Origin of the sequence: Paracoccus sp. PAR01 (assembly GCF_014851995.1) — a bacterium.
Classification (GTDB): domain Bacteria; phylum Pseudomonadota; class Alphaproteobacteria; order Rhodobacterales; family Rhodobacteraceae; genus Paracoccus; species Paracoccus litorisediminis.
Genome location: NZ_JACVAW010000006.1, coordinates 98,302 through 119,621, shown reverse-complemented (window position 1 = coordinate 119,621; position 21,320 = coordinate 98,302). Strand labels below are relative to the sequence as shown.

Sequence of the window (21,320 nt, the reverse complement as noted above, 5' to 3'; positions counted from 1 at the left end):
ATGGGCTCAGAAGCTCTGGCCGATGGCCAGCGCGGTGTGTTCGGCGATGGGTCCCAGCGCCAGCACCGGAAAGAAGGTCAGCGCGCCAAGGATCAGCACGGTCAGCACCAGCAGCGTGACGAATAGGGGGCCATGCGTCGGGAAGGTGCCGACCGTGACCGGGCTTTGACGCTTGGCGATCAGCGATCCGGCGATGGCAAGCATGGGCAGGATGATCGCGAAGCGGCCAAGGATCATCAGCAGCCCCAGCGCCGTGGTCTGCCATTGCGCCGCTGCCCCCCAGCCCGCAAAGGCCGAGCCGTTATTGCCGACGGCGGAACTGTAGGCGTAAAGCGTTTCCGACAGCCCATGCGGTCCGGCCTCCTGTATCGAGGCTGCGGCCGCCGGCACCGTGACCGAGATCGCGCCGCCGATCAGGATGCCCAGGGGCATCGACAGAAAGGCCAGCATCGCCAGCGTGACCTCGCGCGCCTCGATCTTGCGACCCAGATATTCGGGCGTGCGCCCGACCATCAGCCCGGCAAGGAACACCGCCAGCACGGCATACAGAAGCATCCCGTAAAGCCCGGCTCCGACCCCGCCAAAGATCACCTCGCCGATCGCCATGTTGACGATCTCGACCAGCCCGGACAGCGGCATGAAGCTGTCATGCATCGCATTGACCGAGCCGTTCGAGGCCGCCGTGGTCACCACGCCCCAAAGCGCCGACAGGGCCGCGCCGAAACGCATCTCCTTGCCTTCAAGGCTGGCCGCACCGGTCTCTCCGGCCCAGACCACGACCAGGCCGATCAGGAACATGACGCCCATGGCGGCATAGATCGCCCAGCCCTGGCGGGCATCGCGCGCCATGCGCCCGAACAGGAAGCAGAATCCGACCGGGATCAGCAGGATCGACAGGCATTGCAGCATATTCGACGCGACCGTCGGGTTTTCCAGCGGATGGGTCGAGTTCACGCCAAAGAAGCCGCCGCCATTGGTGCCCAGTTGCTTGATCGCGATCTGGCTGGCGGCGGGTCCGCGCGGGATGATCTGCTGCACGCCCTCAAGCGTGGTGACATGCGCCCCGCCCAGCAGCGTCTGCGGCACGCCCTGCAGGATCAGCGCCACGGCCAGCAGGATCGACAGCGGCAGCAGCACATACAGAATCGATCGTGTCATGTCGGTCCAGAAATTGCCCAGACCTGCGCCCTTGGGTGCGGTAAAGCCGCGGATGACCGCCAACCCCACCGCCATCCCCGTCGCCGCCGAGACGAAGTTCTGCACGGTCAGCCCGGCCATCTGCGACAGGTAGCTCAGCTGTGCCTCGCCGGAATAGGCCTGCCAGTTGGTGTTGGTGACAAAGCTGACCGCCGTGTTGAAGGCCAGATCCGGGCTGATCGCGCCGACCCCGTCCGGGTTCAGGGGCAGGAACTGCTGCAATCGCAAGATCCCGTACAGCAGCACGAACCCCAGCAGGTTGAAGGCCAGCGCCGCCAGCGCATAGCCCCGCCAGCCCTGCTGGACCTGCGCATCAATGCCGCTCAGCCGATAAATGCCGCGCTCGACCGGGCCGAGAACGGTTGTCAGAGGGTTCGGCCCGCCCTCATAGACGCGGGTCATCCAGCGGGCCAGCACCCATCCCCCCGCTGTCAGCGCCGCGCAAAACAGCGCATATCCCATCAGGTCATGCATGGCTGGCCCTCAGAAACGGTCCGGGCGCAGCAGCGCCAGAACCAGAAAGCCGAAAATCCCCGCCGCAGTGGCGAGGCCAAGGATCAGGTCGAACATGGGCGGGCCTCATATCCGTTCAATCAGGCGCAGCGCGCCCGCGAAACCGGCAATGCCGATGATCCCCAGTCCCAGATAGACGATGTCTGCCATGGCAGCACTCCTGCTTATGTCATGGCACAGAGATCGGGCAGAGGGGCGTTAAGTCGCCATGTCGAAGATCGCGGATGGCGTAAAAAACGCGTATAAATCCGGGCGGCTATGCGTCCCCGCGCGGCAGAGCTTCTTCGGATATTGGCAACTAGCGCTTCGAAGTCGAAATGGCCGATGCTGTCGTAAAGCTCGGTCCGGGTCTGCATCTCGGGCAGGACCGCGTCGGTGCTGTCATGGTCGCGCAGCGTGGTGTAAAGCCACGCCTGCGCCTTGTTTGCCGCCCACAGCGATGAGATCGGCATGATCCATGCGATAGCCCAGTTCCTGCATCTGCCCCCCGGTCAGGCGCGGGCTGCGGCCGGATTCGGTCATGTTGGCCAGCAGCGGCGCCTGCCTCCTCGAAACGGGCACCATCACCAAGACGTTCAGGGCCTCGCCGTAGCCGATATCGGCATCGACCGGCAGCGGCAGGCCGGCATTGGCGATCTGGCGGACAAAGAAGCAGACATCCTCGATGGTGATCAGCCCCCGGTTCGGCCAGACGTACCGAGGCGCTCATGGCCGCTCCGGAAAAATATAGCCCCTCGAACCCTGCCGAGCGGGTCTAAAATGCGGCCTGCCCGTTATGGGCACCGGACTGTGAAAGCCGCGCGCGAAAGCGTTGCCATGCCGGGACTGGCAGCATCCGGGCGAATACCCCCGACCAGCGGGATACTCATCGCCAGCAATATGACATTGCCGATGAACAGCGACGCGATCAGGCAGCAGACCAGATCGGGCTGCGTGGTGAACAGCGTTGACCCCGGCGTCAAATTGTACAGCGTCAGCACCCCTGCATGATCGCCGTGGCCCCCGGTAGGGAATGCCCAGGGTCAGCATCGGGACGAAGTTCGAATTCGACGCCGAGTTGTTGGCCGCTTCGACCATGGCAAGACCGATGCCGGTCGCCAGCAATGCCTTGACCGGCTGATCGGCCAGCAATCCGGTCAGGCAGGCAAAGGCAAAGACCATCAGCGCGACATATTCCATCGGGCCAAAGGCCAGCGCCTATTTCGACAGGACAGGTGCTGCCAGCACGATCCCTACCGTTGCCAGCATCGAACCCAGACCGAGGTCCGGGCCGTCAGCGACAGCGCCACCCCGGTGCGGCCCTGACGGGACAGTAGATAGCGCTCAAGCGCGGTCATCACCGCCTTCATCCAGTCCTGACTGCCTATGGTGCCGCGGGTCCCAGAATGACCGCGCCGGGATCGGCCCCGAGCGAAACCACCCAGCGCACGTCATCCTCATCATGGGCACCGAACTTGCTTGGAGTGTGGTTCAGTCATGGCGGCGGTGGTCGTCCAAGGCATGGTCATGGGGCCGTGTTTACTTGTGGATGAGCGCGCTAAGATCGGTGTCACCTCAGACCGGCGGTCATGATGCCATCGGCGAACTTGGCGTCAGGCTGGCCTGCTTGTCAGGTTTAGACGGGAATGGGTCGGACTGCTGTTCATGTGCGTAGATACCGCCCTAGGCCGAGCGGAGCTTGATCCCTGCTGAGACTCGGTCGGAAAAGGCGTAATAAATAATAGGAAAGCCTGCCCAGTTCGCCGCGCTAGCCAAGGCGAAGGTCTGTCTGGGCATCGCCCTTCAGCCCATATTCGAAGCGGTCGATCTGCGAAGACCACGCCGGCATTGAGGCCGTTGGAGTTGTATTCGACACAGCGCCTCAGGCGCGGGCTGTGGTGGTTCTGGCTGAACCCGGCGATCACATGCCGGATTTCAGGGCAAGGCCGAGATAGTTTCGCCTTCGGCCTGCGCCGATGAAACTCTGGCCAAAGCCAGCAAGGTGGCCACCAGCATTGGCCCTTGAACAGGAAGCAATATTTCCCCGTCGTTGGTGTACCTTGCTTAAACCGCGCCACTTGCTGCGGCGCGGTTGGCAGAGGGCATTGCAGGGGCAGGGCGCTAGCCCCTGTCCTTGATCCCATAGGCCAGATAGGCCGGATAAAGGAACCCGCGCCGCCATCCTGCCAACGGAAAGCGCCGTGGCTGAACGGACATGAAGGCGGGCAGTTCGTGCGTCTTGCCCAAGGCCATGCGGGCGACCTGCTCGCCGCACCAGCTGCCCATCGCGACGCCATTGCCATGCCAGGCAAAGGCGGCATGGGCGCGTGGCAGGTTGCCCATCTGGCCCACAAAGGGCACCAGATCGCGGGTCATGGCGACAAGGCCGCTCCAGCCATGGGTGAAGGTGACATGGCGCCATTCCGGGAACAGGGCGCGGAAATGCCGGCGGGTGCGGTCGAGGATCGCGGCCTGCGAGGCTGCCGTCCAGCGCACCGCGCCGCGCATCCCGAACAGCATCCGCCCGTCCGGCAGCAGGCGGAAATAATGCAGCAGGTTGCGGCTGTCATAGGCCATGCTGTCGGTGGTCCAGTTCTGGGCCTGACGTTCGGCCTCAGTCAGCGGGCGGGTCACGACGATGCTGGATTGCACCGGAAGGATGCGCCCGGCGATCCATTCGGGGATGTTCTCGGCGCTGTAGCCATTCGTGGCGACGATCAGGTTGCGAGCCAGCAGTCTGCCTTGCGGCGTCACCAGCACATGCCAGCCGTCCCGGTATTCATGGGACAGGACCGGGCTTTCTCCATGCAGCCGGATCGATTGCTGGGTGGCGGCGCGCGCCAGCCCCAGCACGTATTTGCGCGGGTTCAAGCCAAATCCGATCGGCAATGCCAGCCCGCCCTGCATGCCCGCCACGTTCAGCCCCTGCGCGCGCAGATCGTCGGGGGTCAGCAACTGGGGGGTGATGCTGTAATCGGCGACGGTCTGAGCCTGCTCGGCCTGCATGGCGCGGAAGGCTGCGCGGGAATGGGCCAGCTGGATCTCTCCGCCCGGGGACTGGCGATCGACATCCAGCCCCAGCTCGTCGATGCGGTCGGAAACGAATTCGATCGCGCGGCGCTCGGTCCGGCGAAAGGCCAAACGCTGGTCCTCGCCATAGCGCCGCGCCAGTGTCGCGCCATCGGCCTTGGCCCCGCCAAGACAGCAGAAGCCGCCATTGCGGCCGGATGCGCCCCAGCCGGGCCGGTGCAGGTCCAGCACCGCGACATCCGCCCCGGAGCGCGCCAGATGCAGGGCCGCCGAGAGGCCGGTGAAGCCTGCGCCGATCACCGCGAATTCGGCCCGTTGTTCGCCGCTTAGCGGGGTGCTCGGCAGGTCAGGACAGGTTTCCGCCCACCAGCAGCCAGAGAGCGATTCCGAGGCATAGGCTGCGTCCTCATAGATGGGGCGCAGGCGGGGTTCAGTCATGGTTGCCTCCTATCCGGTGGGTGCGGGCCGTGCCACGGCGCGTGACCCGCGAGGCTGATATGCCGCCCAGCGTGACAAGGGCAATGATGATCGTCGACAACGCATTGACCTGGGGCGAGGCCCCCGTGCGGACCAACGGGAAAATTCGCACCGCGCCCACCAGATCGTTCAGCGACATGGAAAGCGCCAGTCGCCAGCCCCGAGATCAGCGCTGGCGCAATTATCGGCAGGGTCACCAGCCGCGAGTCGTTGAAGCTGTAAATGATCATGATCAGCATTGGCAGATCCGGAAACGGGATACCAAGCGCGATTGAGGTCAGGTTAAACCAGCTGCGTTGTCGACTCATGGGGGTAGTTACTTGTCTTGTTGGCTGCGCTGGACCAGCAGGATCACCGCAACCGCCAAGGCGACCGGCCAGTTTCGATCGGCAAAAATTCTTCAGACAGCACCTTGCGATCGTCAGGGTCGAGAACGGCTCAGTAGCATCGGGACGATGAAATCGCAGATGACCGGGACGAAAACCAGAAAGCAGGCCGCGATGATGCCGGGCCGCGACATCGGCACGGTGACCAGCCAGAACGCCTTGAACCACGAACAGCCCAGATCCTGCGCAGCCTCGATCAGCACGTCGTCCAGCTTTTCCATCGTGGCGCAAAGCGGACAGGCTAGCGCAACTCCTGATTTGGACGGGTCAGGAGCGAGGTCCGAAAGGACAGGACGATCAGGATAGGCTGCAGCTTGCGCCAGCGCGCCGGGCTGCGCGCCAAGGCATAGTCTACCAGCAGCGTCAGCGCCGTCGCGATGAAGGCCGTGCGGACGCTGGGCAGATACGCCTTCCAATAAATTTCGTCGCTGGCGAGAAAGCCGGAATTGTCGATGCTTATCTGCAACAGGGCATGTTTGACCTACTGCCAGCCCCCGAAAGATCGAGGACCGACTGATAGGGCGGACGCGGTCGTCATCACCGACAGCGAAATTTCGATCGGGATCAGGAAGGGCATCACGAACAAAAAACAGCGGCCAGACAAAGGCAATGGCGATCAGGACGGTGCGGCGCAGGTTCATGCCACTGCTCCAACATCAAACCGGTGGTCTCAGCCCATGACAGCTAGGCCTCATCGTTTCCGCTGAGTTCGTGGCGCGACTCCGGGCGCAGTGCAGAGAACACCCGCTGCATCCGGCGCGGTATCAGATCCGAGACGGCGCGGATCGGTGTCGCGCCCTCGGCATAAAAAATATCCCATAGGCGGGGACCCGCGCGTTCCGCGATCACCATCTCATCGCCGATGAAATCCGCGACATGGACTGAACTCGGCGTCTCATAAATACCCGCAGGCATTGCGACCTACATGATCCGGCCATGACCCATTACTGCGACGCTTCTGGATAGTCATCGTCTCTTCCTGTTCATGGGGAACGAGGACGAAGGTTGTCCCTGTGCGCTCTTGAGTATCCATCAGTTCGAATTGGGTGTCGTGACGCAGCTTTTTTGTCCAATGCGGCCAGCGGTTCATGCACAAGCAGTACCCTGAGCGCGCGGGCGAGGGCACGAGCTGGCGCTGGCCGCCGGAAATCTGATCGGGCTTGCGGCGGGCGAATTTCCCAAGCCGGATCAGGCGCATTATCTCGCCCACACGAGCTGGCAGTTCGGCTTTCGGCGGGCCGCTGCGGCACAGGCCACAAGGGAGATGTCCCAGACACTCAGATGCGGGAACAGCGCAGCTTATAAACATCATATTGACCGGACGCCAATGAGGCGGGCCGGAAACGATGTCGCGCCCGTCCAGATGGATCTTGCCCTCGGTCGAGGTATCGAACCTGGCCAGCATCCACATCATCGCGGTCTTGGTGCGACCCGAGGGGCCAAGCAGCGCAAAGAGTTCGCACGGATAGATCGCCAGATCAGGACCCTTGATCGCGGTGAGTAAGCCAAATCGCTTGGTCATGCCCCCTGAAGCGGATCAGCGGCCGGGCGTTCGGGCTGTCCCATGGCCGAATGTGGTCGAGGTCGAATTCATCAATGCATGGCGCGTTCCGGGCTAGCGAGCCAGCATTCGTGGAAATGGTTCGCATCAGGCTATTCTCTCGACCCGGGAGAGCGCGCTATCGGCGATGCAGCCATTGCAGATTGTCAGCCGCACCGCGCGACGGGTCTGGTAGTGTCGCAATCAAGAAGCGTCATTGCCGGCTATGCATCAGCGCCGCGCGCTGAAGGGCGGCGGAACTGGCCGATGGCCTGTGATAGCCGACAGAGGTGATCATCAGCTGATTATCGGGGCAGAATTCACACGGGATGGTGGGCGCTAAAATAGGCAATGGCGCGACGCAGTACCTCGTGGCCACACAGCCCGAACGGGGACGGTTCAGAAAGCGCCATCGCGTCCTGGGACAGATGCATATGCGCGTCGTTCAGCCCCGGTAACGCTTCTATGACCCGTGTGACCGGGCCGAGCCAGTCTCGGCTGCCACTCACTTTCACGGCCTGAACGCGGGTGCCGCCAAGGGCGATCCATGTGGCCTAGGGCGCGCCACGTTCCCTTGTCGTGACGCGGGCATTGTGGATCAGGATAGCAGCGAATTCCGTCATGTCCGTCCTTTCGTCAGGTCGTGGCGGTTCTATGCTGCCTTGCGCCCATCGATCGCTGCGACCATGCAGGCCCGGCGGGCCGATCCGCGTCGCCGGTATTTTCGTCGGCCATGGATCGCCTAACTGTCGTTTCAATTTATGATCAAATCATGATCGGCCGCGCGTCCGACAGGAAATCTTCGCGGTGGCCTTTGTCGCGTAACGGCAAATAGAGCGAATAATCAGCGACAGATCCGACGCGCTTTGACACAAGACTTCGCTGACCTTTCGCGTTCACTCTGAACTGGTGCCCCGGAACAGTCTGCCTTGCCATGGTTGGTAAACAAACCGGGATATGCCAGAATTCCGAAAAATATCCTGTAATTCTGGCAATTCTGTGGCAGGCTTCGAATCGGAGCCGTTGCGCCCAACCTGCCTCGCTGCGCGAGGCGTCCTGCCCGGCCATGGTCGGACGCGCTGCCCATGGTGCGACAGGATGCCCGCATGCAGAAATGCCGGAACAGACGAACAAGACCAGGGCCAAGGGCCAAAGGGACGATTAGCAGCGCGAAAATAATTTGATCATATTTTAAATCACATCCCGCCCAAGCTCAAGAAACCCTTTCAGGTGAAACGTGAACCACATCGCATCCTTTGGCTGGCACGACGAATTGCCGGCAGCCTTCAATGCCCATCGCAACGGGCGCCAGATCGACGAGGTCGAATGCATCGTCCCCGATCTGGTCGGCATGTCCCGCGGCAAGGCCATGCCGCATTACAAGTTCGACCCCAGCCAGACCTTCTACCTGCCGAACTCGCTGTTCTTTGAAACCGTGACCGGCGAATATGTCGATGTGCTGGGCATGGACAATCAATGGACCGAGATGGACATGGTCCTGCGCCCCGATATGTCGACGGCCTCGGCCGCGCCTTGGGCCAATGACCTGACCTTGCAGGTGATCTGTGACCTTGAAACCCGCGACGGCGAGCCGATCAGCATCGCGCCGCGCAATGTCCTCAAACGCGTGTTGGCGCTTTACGCCGAGCAGGGCTGGCAGCCCATCGTCGCGCCGGAAATCGAATTTTACCTGATCAAGCCGAACCTTGATCCGAACGCCCCGATCGAGCCGCCGGTGGGCCGCACGGGCCGTCCCGGCTCGGGGCGGCGGGCGTTTTCGATGGTGGCCATCGACGAATATGGCCCGGTCATCGACACGATCTATGACTATACCGAGGCGCAGGGCCTGGCGATCGACACGCTGATCCAAGAGGGCGGGGCAGGGCAGCTTGAGATCAACCTGCAACATGGCGATCCCCTGCTGCTGGCCGATCAGGTCTTTTACTTCAAGCGCGCCATCCGCGAGGCGGCGCTGAAACATGGCGTCTTCGCCACCTTCATGGCCAAGCCTATGCGCGATGAGCCCGGCTCGGCCATGCATGTGCATCAAAGCGTGGTCGATGCGAAAACCGGGCAAAACATCTTCTCACACCCCGATGGCTCGCCGACCGAGACCTTCTTTCACTTCATCGGCGGCTCGCAGCGCCATATCACCGAGCTGATGCCGCTGATGGCGCCCTATGTGAACAGCCACCGCCGCCTGACCGGTGGGCAAAGCGCGCCGACGAACCTTGAATGGGGCCATGACAACCGCACGACGGGCCTGCGCATCCCCAATTCCCGCCCCGAGGCGCGCCGTGTCGAAAACCGCGTCATCGGCATCGACGCCAACCCCTATCTGGCGCTGGCCGCCAGCCTTGCCGCCGGTCTGCAAGGCATGATCGAGCGCATCACACCGCGCCCGGTCGCGCAGGGCGAGGTCTTTGCCAATGGCGCGCTGCTGCCCGAAGGCCCCTTCGACATGCTGGCCGCCTTCAACGAGGCGACCCGGATGCACGAAATTCTGGGACGCGATTTTTGTACCTTGTTCTCGGCCATCAAACTGGCCGAGTTGAACGAATTCCAGCGCGAAATCTCGCCCTGGGAACGCAAGCATCTGTTGCTGAATGTCTGAGAAAGGGAATAGCAATGTATGACAATCATCGTCCGACCGCCGAATTGCAGGCGCTGGATGCGGCCCATCATCTGCATCCCTTTACCGATGGCGACGCACTGAACCGCAAGGGCGCGCGCATCATCACCCGCGCCAAGGGGGTCTGGCTGACCGATAGCGACGGTCACCAGATCCTTGACGGCATGGCGGGCCTGTGGTGCGTGAACGTGGGCTACGGGCGCGAGGAACTGGCGCGTGTCGCCAGCGAGCAGATGCTGCAACTGCCCTTCTACAACACCTTCTTCCAGACCTCGCATCCGCCGGCCATCGCGTTGGCGGCGAAGCTGGCGCAGCTTGCGCCCGGCGATCTGGATCATGTCTTTTTCAACGGCTCTGGCTCGGACGGGAACGACACCAATATCCGCATGGTGCGCCGCTATTGGCAGGCGCTTGGCCAGCCCGAACGCTCGGTCATCATCTCGCGCTGGAATGGCTATCACGGCTCGACCATGGGGGCGGCAAGCCTTGGCGGCATGAAGGGGATGCATGAACAGGGCGGCCTGCCGATACCCGGCATCGCCCATATCGATCAGCCCGACTGGTGGTCCGAAGGCGGCGAGATGTCGCCCGAGGAATTCGGTCTGGCCCGCGCCCGCCTGCTGGCCGACAAGATCGAGGAAATCGGCCCGAGCAAGGTCGCGGCCTTCATCGCCGAGCCGATCCAAGGTGCGGGCGGCGTCATTATTCCGCCCGAGACCTATTGGCCCGAAATCCAGCGCATCTGCGACGCTTACGGCATCCTGCTGATCGCCGATGAGGTCATCACCGGCTTTGGTCGCACCGGCAACTGGTTCGGCTCGCAGACGCTTGGCATCCGTCCCGACATCATGACCACGGCCAAGGGGCTGACCTCGGGCTATGTGCCGATGGGGGCCTCCATCGTGTCGCGCAAGGTGGCCGAGGTCATCAACGGCTCGGATGAATTCGCGCATGGCTATACCTATAGCGGTCATCCCGTCGCCGCTGCCGTGGCGCTGGAAAACCTGCGCATCCTTGAGGAAGAGCACATCATCACCCGCGTGCGCGAGGTGACGGGGCCCTATCTGAAGGCGGCATGGGAACAGCTGACCGAACATCCGCTGGTGGGCGAGGCCCGCATCACCGGCATGATGGGATCCATCGCGCTGACCCCGCACAAGGCCAGCCGGGCGAAATTCGCCGCCAAGGCCGGGACCGTCGGCCTGATTTGCCGCGAGCGCTGCTTTGCCAATAACCTCGTCATGCGCCATGTCGGCGACCGGATGATCATCTCGCCGCCGTTGGTCATCACCGAGGAGGAAATCTCGCTGCTGATGACCCGCGCCCGTCTGGCGCTGGATCAGACGCTGGAGATCGTCCGCGCCGAGGGGTTGCTGGTCGCCGCCTGAGCCCATGACTTGGGGATTCTGACGATCAATGACCGGCCGGGTCATCCCCGGCCTCATGATACGCCGATACCTCCAGCCCGCCGGGACCTTTCCCGGCGGCGCAGGGGTGCGTCCGGTCAGATGTCTGCAGTCGTGGGTGGCGGCTATACGGGCCTGTCCTCGGCGCTGCATCTGGCGCAGGGCGGCTACCGTGTCGGGCTTGGGGGCAATGGCGGGCAGGTCAGCGCCTAGAGGCCCTCGGAAATGGAGCGGCGGCTGGCCAAACTGCTAAGCCGCCAGCTATGGGACTGGCTGCGAAGTGGTGTGGCTGGTCCGCACCCTGATTGACGCAGGCCAGATCGATTGCGGCTGGCACGACGGCGTCATCCACACCATCCATCGTCCGGGCCGTGAGGCCGAAACCCGCGAGCATGTCGAATACATGCAGCAGGTCTACGGTCGCAAGGCGATCAGCTATCTGGACCGCGACCGCATCCGGGCCGAGGTCGGGACCACGAATTACCTGCAGTTCGCTGGATATGGACGGCGGCCACTTGCAGCCCTTGCGCTATGCCCTTGGCCTTGCGCGGATAGCTGCGGATGCGGGGGCCAGTTGCATGAGCCGTCGCGCGTTACCCGGATCAATATAGGACCTTAGTTGTCCGTGCCTGAGGTCAGCACGCTGCGCACGTTCTCCATTCCTTGCAGGATATCGCTGCGGATCGCCTCGGCCACGGCATCTGGATCGCGGCGGCGCAGGGCGTCGATCGCGGCGCGGTGCATGTCGGGCAGGTTGCTGGTGCCGAAACGCCCGCACATCACCCGCAGCGCAGGTGCGGTGCGCAGCCACAGCATCTCGACCATGTCCTGCAGGATCTCGGTCCGGGCATGGGCGTAAAGCGCGTTGTGGAAGCGGTAGTTGTGCAGCATGTAGCCATGGACGCTGCCCTGCCGCATCGCGTCATCCAGCATGTCGTCGATCTGCTCAAGCTGGACAATGCCCGTTTCGTCAATGCGAAGCGCGGCGCGGCGGGCGAGGTCGGGTTCCAGCGCGACGCGGGCGAAGCACAGCTCATCCAGTTGCGGCAGCCGCAGGACGGGCACCGAGACGCGGCGGTTGTCATGGGTCTGAAGCGCGCCTTCGGATACCAGCCGCCGGATTGCCTCTCGGACCTGGGTCACGCCACCTTCGGTCAGGGCAACGAGGCCTTGGATGGTGATTGGCTGCCCGGGCGCGACATCGCCGGTCAACACCATCTGGCGCACCCGCCGATAGATGTTGAGATGGCTGGGTTCGTTCCGGACAGTTTCGAGCATGCGGCCCGTTTCCAATCGTGTTGTAGGCTGTGGTCAATCTAGCCGTGGCCCGCTGCCAATCAAGGCGAAACGCCGGGAGCAGCTTGCGAACCCGCCCTATGCAGAAAACCTCAGGTCCTGCCCGGAATTGAACCCAGAGCGGGAGGAAGGCCGATTGCAATGCGTCTTTGCTGGAACCTGCGGCGTAAACGCGGCAAAGCTGGGGTAACGACTGCCTAACCCAAGCAAAGGATCACTCAGGCTCATGCCAGATTCCCAGCCACCCGGCCTTCCTACAATCCGCACCATCGCCATGCCGGCGGATACCAATCCGGCTGGCGATATTTTCGGCGGCTGGCTGATGAGCCAGATGGACCTTGCCGCGGGCTCGGTCGCGGCGCTGACCGCGCGCGGGCGAAGCGCGACGATCGCGGTGGAGGGCATGAAGTTCCACCGTCCGGTCAAGGTTGGCGACGAGGTCTCGCTTTACGCCGAGATCGTGCATATCGGCCGAACCTCGATGCGGATCCATGTCGAAGCCTGGCGCCGTCAGCGCGAAAGCGAGATCACCCAGCAGGTGACCGAGGCGACATTCACCTTTGTCGCCCTTGATGAGACCGGTGCCGCGCGGCCCGTCCTGTCATCAACGGAGTAGGATCTGATCGGGCGAAAAGTGCCGCTCATTCCGGGATATCAGTATCCGCCATATCGCTTCGCACCGAAAGGTTATGCTCCAGGGTCAGCCAAGGCGGGCTTTCGGCATACATCTCCTCGATAAGCCGCTTGACCAGCGCGATATAGGGCGAGGTGTCGCTGGCCCGATGGCTCAGCACGACCGGAGAGGTGGCGCGCGCGCCTTCAAGCACCCGATACCTGATATCGGCGCGCAGCAGTCGGGCCGAGGATGGAATGACGCAGATTCCGACCTCGGCCGCGACCAGACCAAGGGCAGTTTGCAGCTCGCTCACCTCCTCGACGGCGGCGGGGCGGACATCGTGGCCGTGCAGAAGTTGCAGGACGTGGTCGGCATAGCTTGGCCGCGGTTCCTTCGGATAGACGATCAGGGTCTTGCCGGCCAGCGCTGCGACCGGCAGGGGCAGGTCCAAGCTGGCAAGAGGATCGGCCACCGGGATGGCGACGACCAGCCGTTCCTCACGCAGGACGATTCCGGTCACGTTGGGATCGCTGTGATGCAGCCGCCCGAAGCCAATGTCGATCCGTCCTTCCTTCAACGCATGGATCTGCTGCATCGACAGCATCTCGATCAGCTTGATGTCCAGCCCCGATTCATGTTGCCGCAACTTGCGCACCAGCGATGGCAACCCGCCATAAAGCGTCGATGGCACGAACCCGATCGAAATGACGCGGTTCTGGTTGCGCCCCATCCGGCGGGTGGCATCGCTCATCTGCTCGACCCGGCCAAGGATCTGCAGCGCCTGTTCATAGAACAGGCGACCGGCATCGGTCAGGCGCAGCGGTCGGCTGTTACGCAGAATCAGGGTCACGCCCAGCTCGTCTTCAAGCAGCTGGATCTGCCTGCTCAAGGGCGGTTGCGCGATGTTGAGCCGCTCGGCGGCACGGGTGAAGTTCCGCTCGCTTGCCACCGCGACAAAGTATCGAAGCTGCCTCAGATCCATGTGGCGTTCCTGTGGTCATTGCCGAAAAGCGATGTTTCATGGAGGTTGAGGCGTGAAAAGCCCTGAATCCAGACGATTCATCGCGATACTATACCCTGTAGGTATAGTTTGCGACTGATTTGGTGTTGGACCCAAGGGCAGCATCCATAGCACTCTGACCCTACGAAGCCGCGTCCCGTGCCGCGCGATACCCCTTCATAAGGGGTCGGGGGCAGGGGGGCGGACGGGCCTGCGGACCGCGCTTGGAGGAGGGCTGCCGCGATAACCCGAGAGCTGCATGACCAAGGAGGAGACAGCCATGCGTGCCAGAAGTTCCGGCCGACCAGCGATCCAGATCCCGGCCCCATGACCCAGCGCGCGCCCATCCGCGCCTGAGACGTCGCGGTCCGATCCGCGCATCACCCCAATTTCCGTATCCCAGATGACAGGAACCGCTCCGCAAGGATGTTCCCTGAAGGAGACCCGTATGTCCGCATCCATCGACAAGGCCCGCGATCTGGGCCAGCTGCTGGCAACCGCCGTGCAGGATGACAAGGAGGCCGGCATCTTTCGCTGCCGCCGCGACATCTTTACCGACCCGGACCTTTTTGAACTGGAGATGAGGCACATCTTCGAGGCGAACTGGGTCTATCTGGCCCATGAAAGCCAGATCCCGGAACCGAACGACTATTACACCACCCATCTCGGGCGGCAGCCGGTGATCGTCACCCGCGACAAGAACGGCCAGCTGAACGCCGTGATCAATGCCTGCGCGCATCGCGGCGCGATGCTGTGCCGCCGCAAGCATGGCAACAAGGGCAGCTTCACCTGTCCGTTCCACGGCTGGACCTTTGCCAATACCGGCAAGCTGCTGAAGGTCAAGGACGCGAAGAACACGCAATATCCAGCGCAGTTCAACACCGATGGCTCGCATGACCTGACGCGGCTGGCGCGGTTCGAAAGCTATCGCGGCTTCCTTTTTGGCAGTCTCAAGGCCGATGTCGCGCCGCTGGAGGAGCATCTTGGCGCGGCCAAGGTCATCATCGACCAGATCGTCGATCAGGCCCCCGAAGGGCTGGAGGTGCTGCGCGGCAACTCGTCCTACATCTATGACGGCAACTGGAAGCTGCAGATGGAGAATGGCTGCGACGGCTACCATGTCAGCTCGGTTCATTGGAACTATTCCGCGACCATGGGCCGCCGCAAGGAAGACAACACCAAGGCCGTCGATGCCAATGGCTGGAGCCGCTCGGTCGCGGGCGTCTATGGCTTCGAGAACGGGCATATCCTGCTGTGGACCAACACCATGAACCCCGAGGTGCGGCCGGTCTGGAACCGTCGCGATGAAATCCGGGCGCGGGTTGGCGAAACGCGGGCCGAGTTCATCACCGGCCAGACCCGCAACCTGTGTCTCTATCCCAACGTCTTCCTCATGGACCAGTTCAGCACCCAGATCCGCGTCACGCGCCCGATCAGCGTTGACCGGACCGAGGTCAGCATCTTCTGTTTCGCGCCCAAGGGCGAAAGCGCCGAGGATCGCGCGACGCGCATTCGCCAGTATGAAGATTTCTTCAACGTTTCCGGCATGGGCACCTCGGACGATCTCGAGGAATTCCGCGCCTGTCAGCAGGGTTATGCCGGAACGGCGGCGCTGTGGAACGACATGTCACGGGGCGCACCGCTGTGGATCGACGGCCCGGACGAAAACGCCCGCCGCATGGGTCTGAACCCGCTGCTGTCAGGTGAGCGCAGCGAGGATGAGGGGCTTTTCGTGCGGCAGCACGCCTTCTGGGCCGAGACCATGCAAAAGGCGCTGGCCTCTGAGCTGGCCGGGGCGGCCCCCGTCGCTGGAATGGCGGCCTGTGCAAGCGAAGGAGAGCTGGCATGAATATCCCCCTGCGCACCGCCATCGACCGCGACGCCATCTGTGCCTTTCTCTATCGCGAGGCGCGCCTGCTGGATGACCGCGAATGGGATGAGTGGCTGACCTGCTACGCCGCCGACGTGGAATACTGGATGCCCTGCTGGGACGATGATGACCGGCTGACCGAGGACCCGCAAAGCGAGATCTCGTTGATCTACTATCCCAGCCGCGACGGGCTTGAGGACCGGGTCTTTCGGATCAAGACCGAGCGCTCCGGCGCCTCGACGCCGGAGCCGCGCACCGGCCACAGCGTGACGAATGTGGAAATCATCGCCGAGCGCGGTCAGGAAATCGACCTGCGCTACAATTTCCACACCCTGAACCACCGCTACAAGGTCACGGATCAGTTCTTTGGCACGATCTTCCTGACCTTGCGCCACGGACCGGAAGGGCTTGCGATCTGCCGCAAGAAGGTCGTGCTGAAGAACGACTACATCCGTCAGGTCATCGACGTCTACCACGTCTGACCGCAGCCCCACCGAACACAGGAGGAAGCCGCATGTCCGCTTATCGGATTGCGCTGAATTTCGAGGACGGGGTGACCCGTTTCATTACCTGCAACGCTGGCGAGAAGGTGCTGGATGCCGCCTTTCGCAACAAGATCAACCTGCCCATGGACTGTTCCGATGGGGTTTGCGGCACCTGCAAGTGCCGTGCCGAAAGCGGCCGCTACGACATGGGCGACGGCTTCATCGACGATGCCCTGACCGAGGACGAGGTCGCCGAAGGGCTGATCCTGACCTGCCAGATGGTGCCGGAAAGCGATTGCATCCTTTCGGTGCCCACGTCGTCCGGGGCCTGCAAGACTGGGCAGAAATCCTTCGAGGCCACTGTCGCCGGGATCACGGAACATGCCGATGCCGCGGTGGTGCTTGAACTGGACACGTCGGATGAAAGCGCGCCCAATTTCCTGCCCGGCCAATATGTGAATATCGACGTGCCCGGCGCGGGTCTGTGCCGGTCCTATTCCTTCAGCTCGGCTCCGGGCGAGAGCAGGCTTGGCTTTCTGATCAAGAAAATTCCGGGCGGGGTGATGACCAGTTGGCTGGGACGCGCAAAGCCCGGCGACCGGCTGACGCTCAGCGGTCCGCTGGGCAGCTTCTACCTGCGCGAAACCCGCCAGCCGCTGCTGTTTCTGGCCGGGGGAACCGGACTTGCGCCGTTTCTGTCGATGCTTGAACTGCTGGCGCGGCAAGGCTCCTCGGCCCAGATCCATCTGCTTTACGGGGTGACGCGGGATCTTGATCTGGTGCTGGTAGACGCGCTTGAGGCCTATGCCGCGCGCTTGCCGAACTTCACGTTTGCCACGGTCGTGGCCGATGCGAACTCGGCTCATCCGCGCAAGGGTTGGGTGACCCAGCACATGCCCGAGGCGCTGCTGCAACAGGCTGCGGTGGATGTCTATTTGTGCGGCCCGCCGCCGATGGTCGATGCCGTGCGCGGGTGGTTTGCGGAAACCGGCGTGACGCCTGCCAGCTTCCATTACGAGAAATTCACCCCCAACGCTGTCCTGAAGGCCATCGCATGAACGCGCCGTTTGTTGAGATTTCGCGCGTCTTTGCGAACCGTTTCGCGGGCAAAGTGCTGGTCGTCACCGGTGCCGCGCAGGGGATCGGTCGAGAGGTCGCCCTGCGCGCCCTGCACGAGGGCGGCTCGGTCCTGTTCGTCGATCGAGCGGATTTCGTGGCCGAGGTCGTGGCCGAAACCGGTAACCCCGCCGCCCGCGCCTTTTGCGCCGATCTTGAGACGCCTGAGGGTGCGGCAGCGGCGATGGCCTTTGCGGCCGAATGCTTTGGCGGCATCGACATTCTGATCAACAATGTGGGCGGGGCGATCCGCATGCGCCCCTTTGCCGAATTCGAGCCCGCCCAGATCGAGGCCGAGATCCGCCGCTCGTTGATGCCGACGCTGCATTGCTGCCACGCGGTGCTGCCGCATCTGTTCGCGCGCGGTGGGGGCACGATCGTCAACGTCTCGTCCAACGCCACGCGGGGGATCCATCGTGTGCCCTATTCGGCGGCCAAGGGGGGCGTCAACGCCATCACCATTTCGCTGGCCATGGAGCTTGCGCCGCACAACATCCGCGTTGTGGCCACCGCGCCCGGCGGCACCTCCGCACCCGCGCGGCGTGTGCCTCGCAATGCTGCGGGCGACAGCGCCGCCGAGCAGGGCTGGATGGCCGAGGTGGTCGGGCAGGTGACGGAATCAAGCTTCATGAAGCGCTACGGCACCTTGGCCGAGCAGGTGGCACCGATCCTGTTCCTGGCCTCGGACGAGGCCTCCTACATCACCGGAAACGTTTTGCCCGTCGCGGGAGGCGATCTGGGCTGAACGACGACGCGCAATAACACATCCAGGGAGGAGAAAAATGCGCCAGATCGATGTGACGGATCACATAGACAAGACAAGGTTCGGCAAATTCCAATGGTCGGTGGTGGGGCTTTGCGCGCTGCTGCTGATCGTCGATGGCTATGACGTCTTTGTCGCGGGCACGGTCCTGCCCAAGCTGATTCAGGAATGGGGGCTGACCAAGCCGCAGGCCGGCACGTTGCAGGCATGGGCGCTGTTCGGGATGATGTTCGGGGCGTTCATCTTTGGCTCGCTTGCCGACCGGGTCGGACGCAAGAAGGGCATCGCGATCAGCTTCCTCATGTTCACCATCGCCACCTTGCTCACCGGTTTTGCCACAAGCCCCGAGCAGTTCAAGATCTTCCGTTTCTTTGCCGGTCTGGGCTGCGGTGGCTTGATGCCGAATGCGGTGGCCCTGATGAACGAATACGCGCCGAAACGCCTGCGCAGCACCATGGTGGCGCTGATGTTCTCGGGCTATTCGGTGGGCGGCATGCTGGCTGCGGGACTGGGGATGTGGGTGATCCCGAACCATGGCTGGCAGCCGATGTTCTTTGTCGCCGTGCTGCCGCTGCTGCTTTTGCCCGCAATCCTGTGGCGTCTGCCCGAGTCGTTGGGCTTCCTGATCCGTCAGGGCGATCAGGATCGGGCGCGTCGCGTGCTGAGCCGGGTCGATCCGAACCTGCAGCTTCGTTCGACGGACACGCTGATCTTCACCGAAGCCAAGGGCAGCTCTGCCTCGATCACCGAACTGTTTCAGCACCAGCGCCTGCTGCGCACCTCAATGCTGTGGGTCGCGTTCTTCTGCTGCCTGCTGCTGGTTTACCTGCTGTCCTCATGGCTGCCCAAAGTGCTGCAAGAGGCCGGTTACGCCGAAAAGGCCAGCCTTCTCAGCCTGTTTTCGCTCAATTTCGGCGGGATGGCCGGGGCGATCCTTGGCGGGCGTCTGGGTGACCGGTTCGGACTGCCGAAGGTCGTCGTGGCGTTCTTTGTGCTGGCGGCGCTGTCGATCGGGCTGATCGGGTCCAACCCGTCTTCGGCGCTTCTGTTCGCGCTGGTCTTCGTGGCGGGCGCGACCACCATCGGCACCCAGATCCTGCTTTATGCCAGCGTCGCGCAGCTTTACCCGCTTGCAGTGCGCGCGACTGGTCTGGGCTGGGCTTCGGGTATCGGGCGGATCGGTGCCATCGTCGGGCCGACCTTTGGCGGATTGCTTCTGGCGCAGCAATATCCGTTGCAGCAGAACTTCCTGATCTTCGCGATCCCCGCCGCGATTTCCGCAATGGCAATGATGGTCTACGCGCTTGCATCCGCTCGCCAGACCGAGGCGCTGAAGCCGGTCGAGGCGTGAATTATACGGCAGCGGAGTTTGGGGGGTGTCGTCGCCTCCCATTTCCCTGTGCAGGACAATCCCTAGAGGAATGAGATGTGAACGGGGCGGAAATCGCTGTTCATATAGATTACATAAGTCCGATTATTCTGTAAAATTGTGGATGCTGGCCAGCAACGTCTGACAATAGCTCTTGCTAGGCTTGCCTGTCACGCCATCCAGTTCGGCGACATAGCATAACGGGATGCCCACGCAATCGCGGGCATCCTTTCTGGCCAGAGCAGTATCCGTCGATCAGAGTTCCCGCTCGATCCGGGCAAAGGCGGCGATCAGAGCCGAGGCGAGGATGTCGCATTCGGCCTCGTTGATGACCAGCGGCGGCGACAGGATAATGGTCGAGCCTGCGGGTCGGACGATCGCGCCTTCGTCCCGCGCATAGGCCGCTACGCGTTCGGCGATCCCGTTCGAGGGGTCAAGCGACGCGCGGCTGACCTTGTCTGCTACCAGATCCAGCCCGATCATCAGACCCTTGCCGCGAACCTCACCCACGATCGACGAACTGTCGGCCAACGGCTTCAGTTTCTCGATCAGGCGGGCCCCCTGCCGCGCTGCATTGCCGGGCAGATCCTCGCGGATGACGATGTCCAGCGCGGCCAATGCAGCGGCACAGGCCAGAGGATGCCCGGTCGCGGTATAGCCATGCATCAGGAACCCTTCGGGTGTGATGCCCTGATACCATGCCGAGGCCACGCGGCGGTTCAGGACCGTCGCGCCCAACGGCACATAGCCCGCCGAAATACCCTTGGCGAGGCACATGATATCGGGTTTGACCCCCCAGCCCCGCGCGCCGAACATCGAACCTGACCGACCAAAGCCGGTCACCACCTCATCTGCGATCAGCAGCACGCCGTAGCGGTCGCAGACCTCGCGCAGCTTGGGCCAGAAGCTTGCGGGCGGTACGATGACCCCACCTGCCCCCTGCACCGGCTCGGCGATGAAGGCCGCGACCGTCTGCGGGCCCTGATGCCGGATTTCGCGGTCCAGCAGGTCCGCGATGATCTGAGCCAGCTCCTCGGGGTCTTGGCTATAGGGGTTGCGATAGGTCCAGGGCGTGTCGATCTGGGTGCATCCCGGCAGCAGGGGCTCATATGCCCCACGGTAATAGGGCGAACCATTGACCGAGACGCCGCCGAAATGGACGCCGTGATAGCCATTCTTCAGCGAGATGAACTTGTAGCGCCCCGGCTCGCCCGCCAGCCGCCAATATTGCCGCGCCAATTTCAGCGCGGTTTCCACGGCGTCCGAGCCATTGGCGCTGAAGACGATCTTGTCAGCCTCTTCGACATCGGCCATCCCGCAAACCAGTGCCGAAAGCTCGATCGAGGGCGGCGTGGCCGTGCCCGCAAAGGACGAATAATACGAAATCTGGTCCATCTGCGCGATGATCGCCTGTTTCACTTCCGGGCGGTTGTGACCGACATTCACGTTCCACAGACCACCGACGCCGTCGATATAGCTTTTGCCATCGATATCGGTGACCCGGCAGCCGTCGCCCGCAACGATGATCTGCGGCGGATGGGCCTGCGACAGCATCGGGTGGATCATGGGATGGAACTGGTAGCGCGCATTGTTTTCACGCAGGAAGTTCTGGTTGCGGTCAAGCATTGGTTTTCTCCGAAAGGAC

General features: G+C 62.9%; 21 protein-coding genes and 1 pseudogene. 10 read left to right on the top strand and 12 right to left on the bottom strand.

Annotated features, from left to right (window positions below; all coding sequences use genetic code 11):
* Window positions 1-6: 6 nt before the first annotated feature.
* From kdpA to IB235_RS12080, 9 genes and pseudogenes are all read right to left on the bottom strand, one after another.
* On the bottom strand, window positions 7-1,671 hold the full coding sequence (kdpA, locus tag IB235_RS12120) for a potassium-transporting ATPase subunit KdpA (protein WP_192336951.1): 1,665 nt from the start codon (window positions 1,669-1,671) through the stop codon (window positions 7-9).
* Window positions 1,672-1,680: 9 nt separating this feature from the next.
* Complete coding sequence (kdpF, locus tag IB235_RS25860; protein WP_155041021.1) at window positions 1,681-1,767, bottom strand: K(+)-transporting ATPase subunit F; 87 nt, start codon at window positions 1,765-1,767, stop codon at window positions 1,681-1,683.
* A gap of 107 nt (window positions 1,768-1,874) precedes the next feature.
* Entirely contained in the window at window positions 1,875-2,162 is a 288-nt protein-coding gene (locus tag IB235_RS12110) for a hypothetical protein (RefSeq protein ID WP_192336950.1), read from the bottom strand.
* A 321-nt stretch (window positions 2,163-2,483) separates the two neighbouring features.
* Complete coding sequence (locus IB235_RS25855; RefSeq protein ID WP_370576883.1) at window positions 2,484-2,690, bottom strand: tripartite tricarboxylate transporter permease; 207 nt, start codon at window positions 2,688-2,690, stop codon at window positions 2,484-2,486.
* A gap of 1,120 nt (window positions 2,691-3,810) precedes the next feature.
* Window positions 3,811-5,157 (bottom strand): FAD-binding oxidoreductase, encoded by a 1,347-nt coding sequence (locus IB235_RS12100; protein WP_225612250.1) that lies wholly within the window; start codon window positions 5,155-5,157, stop codon window positions 3,811-3,813.
* A pseudogene (locus tag IB235_RS12095) lies at window positions 5,150-5,399 on the bottom strand (putrescine ABC transporter permease PotI); the annotation flags it as partial. The gene IB235_RS12100 and the pseudogene IB235_RS12095, both read right to left, overlap by 8 nt.
* A gap of 218 nt (window positions 5,400-5,617) precedes the next feature.
* A complete protein-coding gene (locus IB235_RS12090; RefSeq protein ID WP_192336949.1) occupies window positions 5,618-6,223 on the bottom strand; it encodes an ABC transporter permease subunit in 606 nt (201 codons plus the stop codon).
* Between the two features lie 43 nt (window positions 6,224-6,266).
* Complete coding sequence (locus tag IB235_RS12085; RefSeq protein WP_192336948.1) at window positions 6,267-6,497, bottom strand: hypothetical protein; 231 nt, start codon at window positions 6,495-6,497, stop codon at window positions 6,267-6,269.
* Window positions 6,478-7,104, bottom strand: a complete 627-nt coding sequence (locus tag IB235_RS12080) for an ATP-binding cassette domain-containing protein (RefSeq protein ID WP_192336947.1) — start codon at window positions 7,102-7,104, stop codon at window positions 6,478-6,480. Before IB235_RS12080 ends, IB235_RS12085 begins: the two co-directional genes overlap by 20 nt.
* 1,255 nt (window positions 7,105-8,359) lie before the next feature.
* Between IB235_RS12080 and IB235_RS12075 the strand changes: the two genes are divergently transcribed.
* The 4 genes from IB235_RS12075 to IB235_RS12060 all read left to right on the top strand — a co-directional run bounded on the left by IB235_RS12075 (window position 8,360) and on the right by IB235_RS12060 (window position 11,779).
* Window positions 8,360-9,736: a glutamine synthetase family protein gene (locus IB235_RS12075; protein ID WP_370576882.1), complete on the top strand. Its 1,377-nt coding sequence runs from the start codon at window positions 8,360-8,362 to the stop codon at window positions 9,734-9,736.
* Between the two features lie 8 nt (window positions 9,737-9,744).
* Window positions 9,745-11,142, top strand: coding sequence for an aspartate aminotransferase family protein (locus IB235_RS12070; RefSeq protein WP_370576887.1), 1,398 nt, complete (start codon window positions 9,745-9,747; stop codon window positions 11,140-11,142).
* A 120-nt stretch (window positions 11,143-11,262) separates the two neighbouring features.
* A complete protein-coding gene (locus tag IB235_RS25110; RefSeq protein WP_225612281.1) occupies window positions 11,263-11,373 on the top strand; it encodes an FAD-dependent oxidoreductase in 111 nt (36 codons plus the stop codon).
* A gap of 67 nt (window positions 11,374-11,440) precedes the next feature.
* On the top strand, window positions 11,441-11,779 hold the full coding sequence (locus tag IB235_RS12060) for a hypothetical protein (RefSeq protein WP_192336945.1): 339 nt from the start codon (window positions 11,441-11,443) through the stop codon (window positions 11,777-11,779).
* Here the strand turns inward: IB235_RS12060 and IB235_RS12055 are convergent.
* Window positions 11,776-12,438: a GntR family transcriptional regulator gene (locus IB235_RS12055; RefSeq protein WP_192336944.1), complete on the bottom strand. Its 663-nt coding sequence runs from the start codon at window positions 12,436-12,438 to the stop codon at window positions 11,776-11,778. The two genes, IB235_RS12060 and IB235_RS12055, sit on opposite strands and share 4 nt — an antisense overlap.
* Window positions 12,439-12,682: 244 nt before the next feature.
* Between IB235_RS12055 and IB235_RS12050 the strand changes: the two genes are divergently transcribed.
* On the top strand, window positions 12,683-13,072 hold the full coding sequence (locus IB235_RS12050; RefSeq protein ID WP_192336943.1) for an acyl-CoA thioesterase: 390 nt from the start codon (window positions 12,683-12,685) through the stop codon (window positions 13,070-13,072).
* Between the two features lie 25 nt (window positions 13,073-13,097).
* Here the strand turns inward: IB235_RS12050 and IB235_RS12045 are convergent, their stop codons facing one another.
* Window positions 13,098-14,054 carry a LysR family transcriptional regulator gene (locus tag IB235_RS12045; RefSeq protein WP_192336942.1) on the bottom strand — a complete coding sequence of 319 codons (957 nt, stop codon included), beginning with the start codon at window positions 14,052-14,054 and terminating at the stop codon, window positions 13,098-13,100.
* A 466-nt stretch (window positions 14,055-14,520) separates the two neighbouring features.
* On the opposite strand from IB235_RS12045, the gene IB235_RS12040 reads away from it, so the two are divergent.
* From IB235_RS12040 to IB235_RS12020, 5 genes are read left to right on the top strand one after another with little or no spacing between them, the layout of a single operon-like run.
* Window positions 14,521-15,921, top strand: a complete 1,401-nt coding sequence (locus IB235_RS12040) for a Rieske 2Fe-2S domain-containing protein (RefSeq protein ID WP_192336941.1) — start codon at window positions 14,521-14,523, stop codon at window positions 15,919-15,921.
* A complete protein-coding gene (benB, locus tag IB235_RS12035) occupies window positions 15,918-16,424 on the top strand; it encodes a benzoate 1,2-dioxygenase small subunit (protein ID WP_192336940.1) in 507 nt (168 codons plus the stop codon). Before IB235_RS12040 ends, benB begins: the two co-directional genes overlap by 4 nt.
* A gap of 32 nt (window positions 16,425-16,456) precedes the next feature.
* Window positions 16,457-17,485: a benzoate 1,2-dioxygenase electron transfer component BenC gene (gene benC, locus IB235_RS12030; RefSeq protein ID WP_192336939.1), complete on the top strand. Its 1,029-nt coding sequence runs from the start codon at window positions 16,457-16,459 to the stop codon at window positions 17,483-17,485.
* Entirely contained in the window at window positions 17,482-18,288 is an 807-nt protein-coding gene (gene benD / locus IB235_RS12025; RefSeq protein ID WP_192336938.1) for a benzoate diol dehydrogenase BenD, read from the top strand. The genes benC and benD overlap by 4 nt, the downstream gene beginning before the upstream one ends.
* Window positions 18,289-18,325: 37 nt before the next feature.
* Window positions 18,326-19,657 (top strand): aromatic acid/H+ symport family MFS transporter, encoded by a 1,332-nt coding sequence (locus IB235_RS12020; RefSeq protein WP_192336937.1) that lies wholly within the window; start codon window positions 18,326-18,328, stop codon window positions 19,655-19,657.
* A 273-nt stretch (window positions 19,658-19,930) separates the two neighbouring features.
* Here IB235_RS12020 and IB235_RS12015 read toward each other — a convergent pair whose 3' ends face one another.
* Window positions 19,931-21,301, bottom strand: coding sequence for an aminotransferase class III-fold pyridoxal phosphate-dependent enzyme (locus IB235_RS12015; protein ID WP_192336936.1), 1,371 nt, complete (start codon window positions 21,299-21,301; stop codon window positions 19,931-19,933).
* Window positions 21,302-21,320 lie beyond the last annotated feature (19 nt).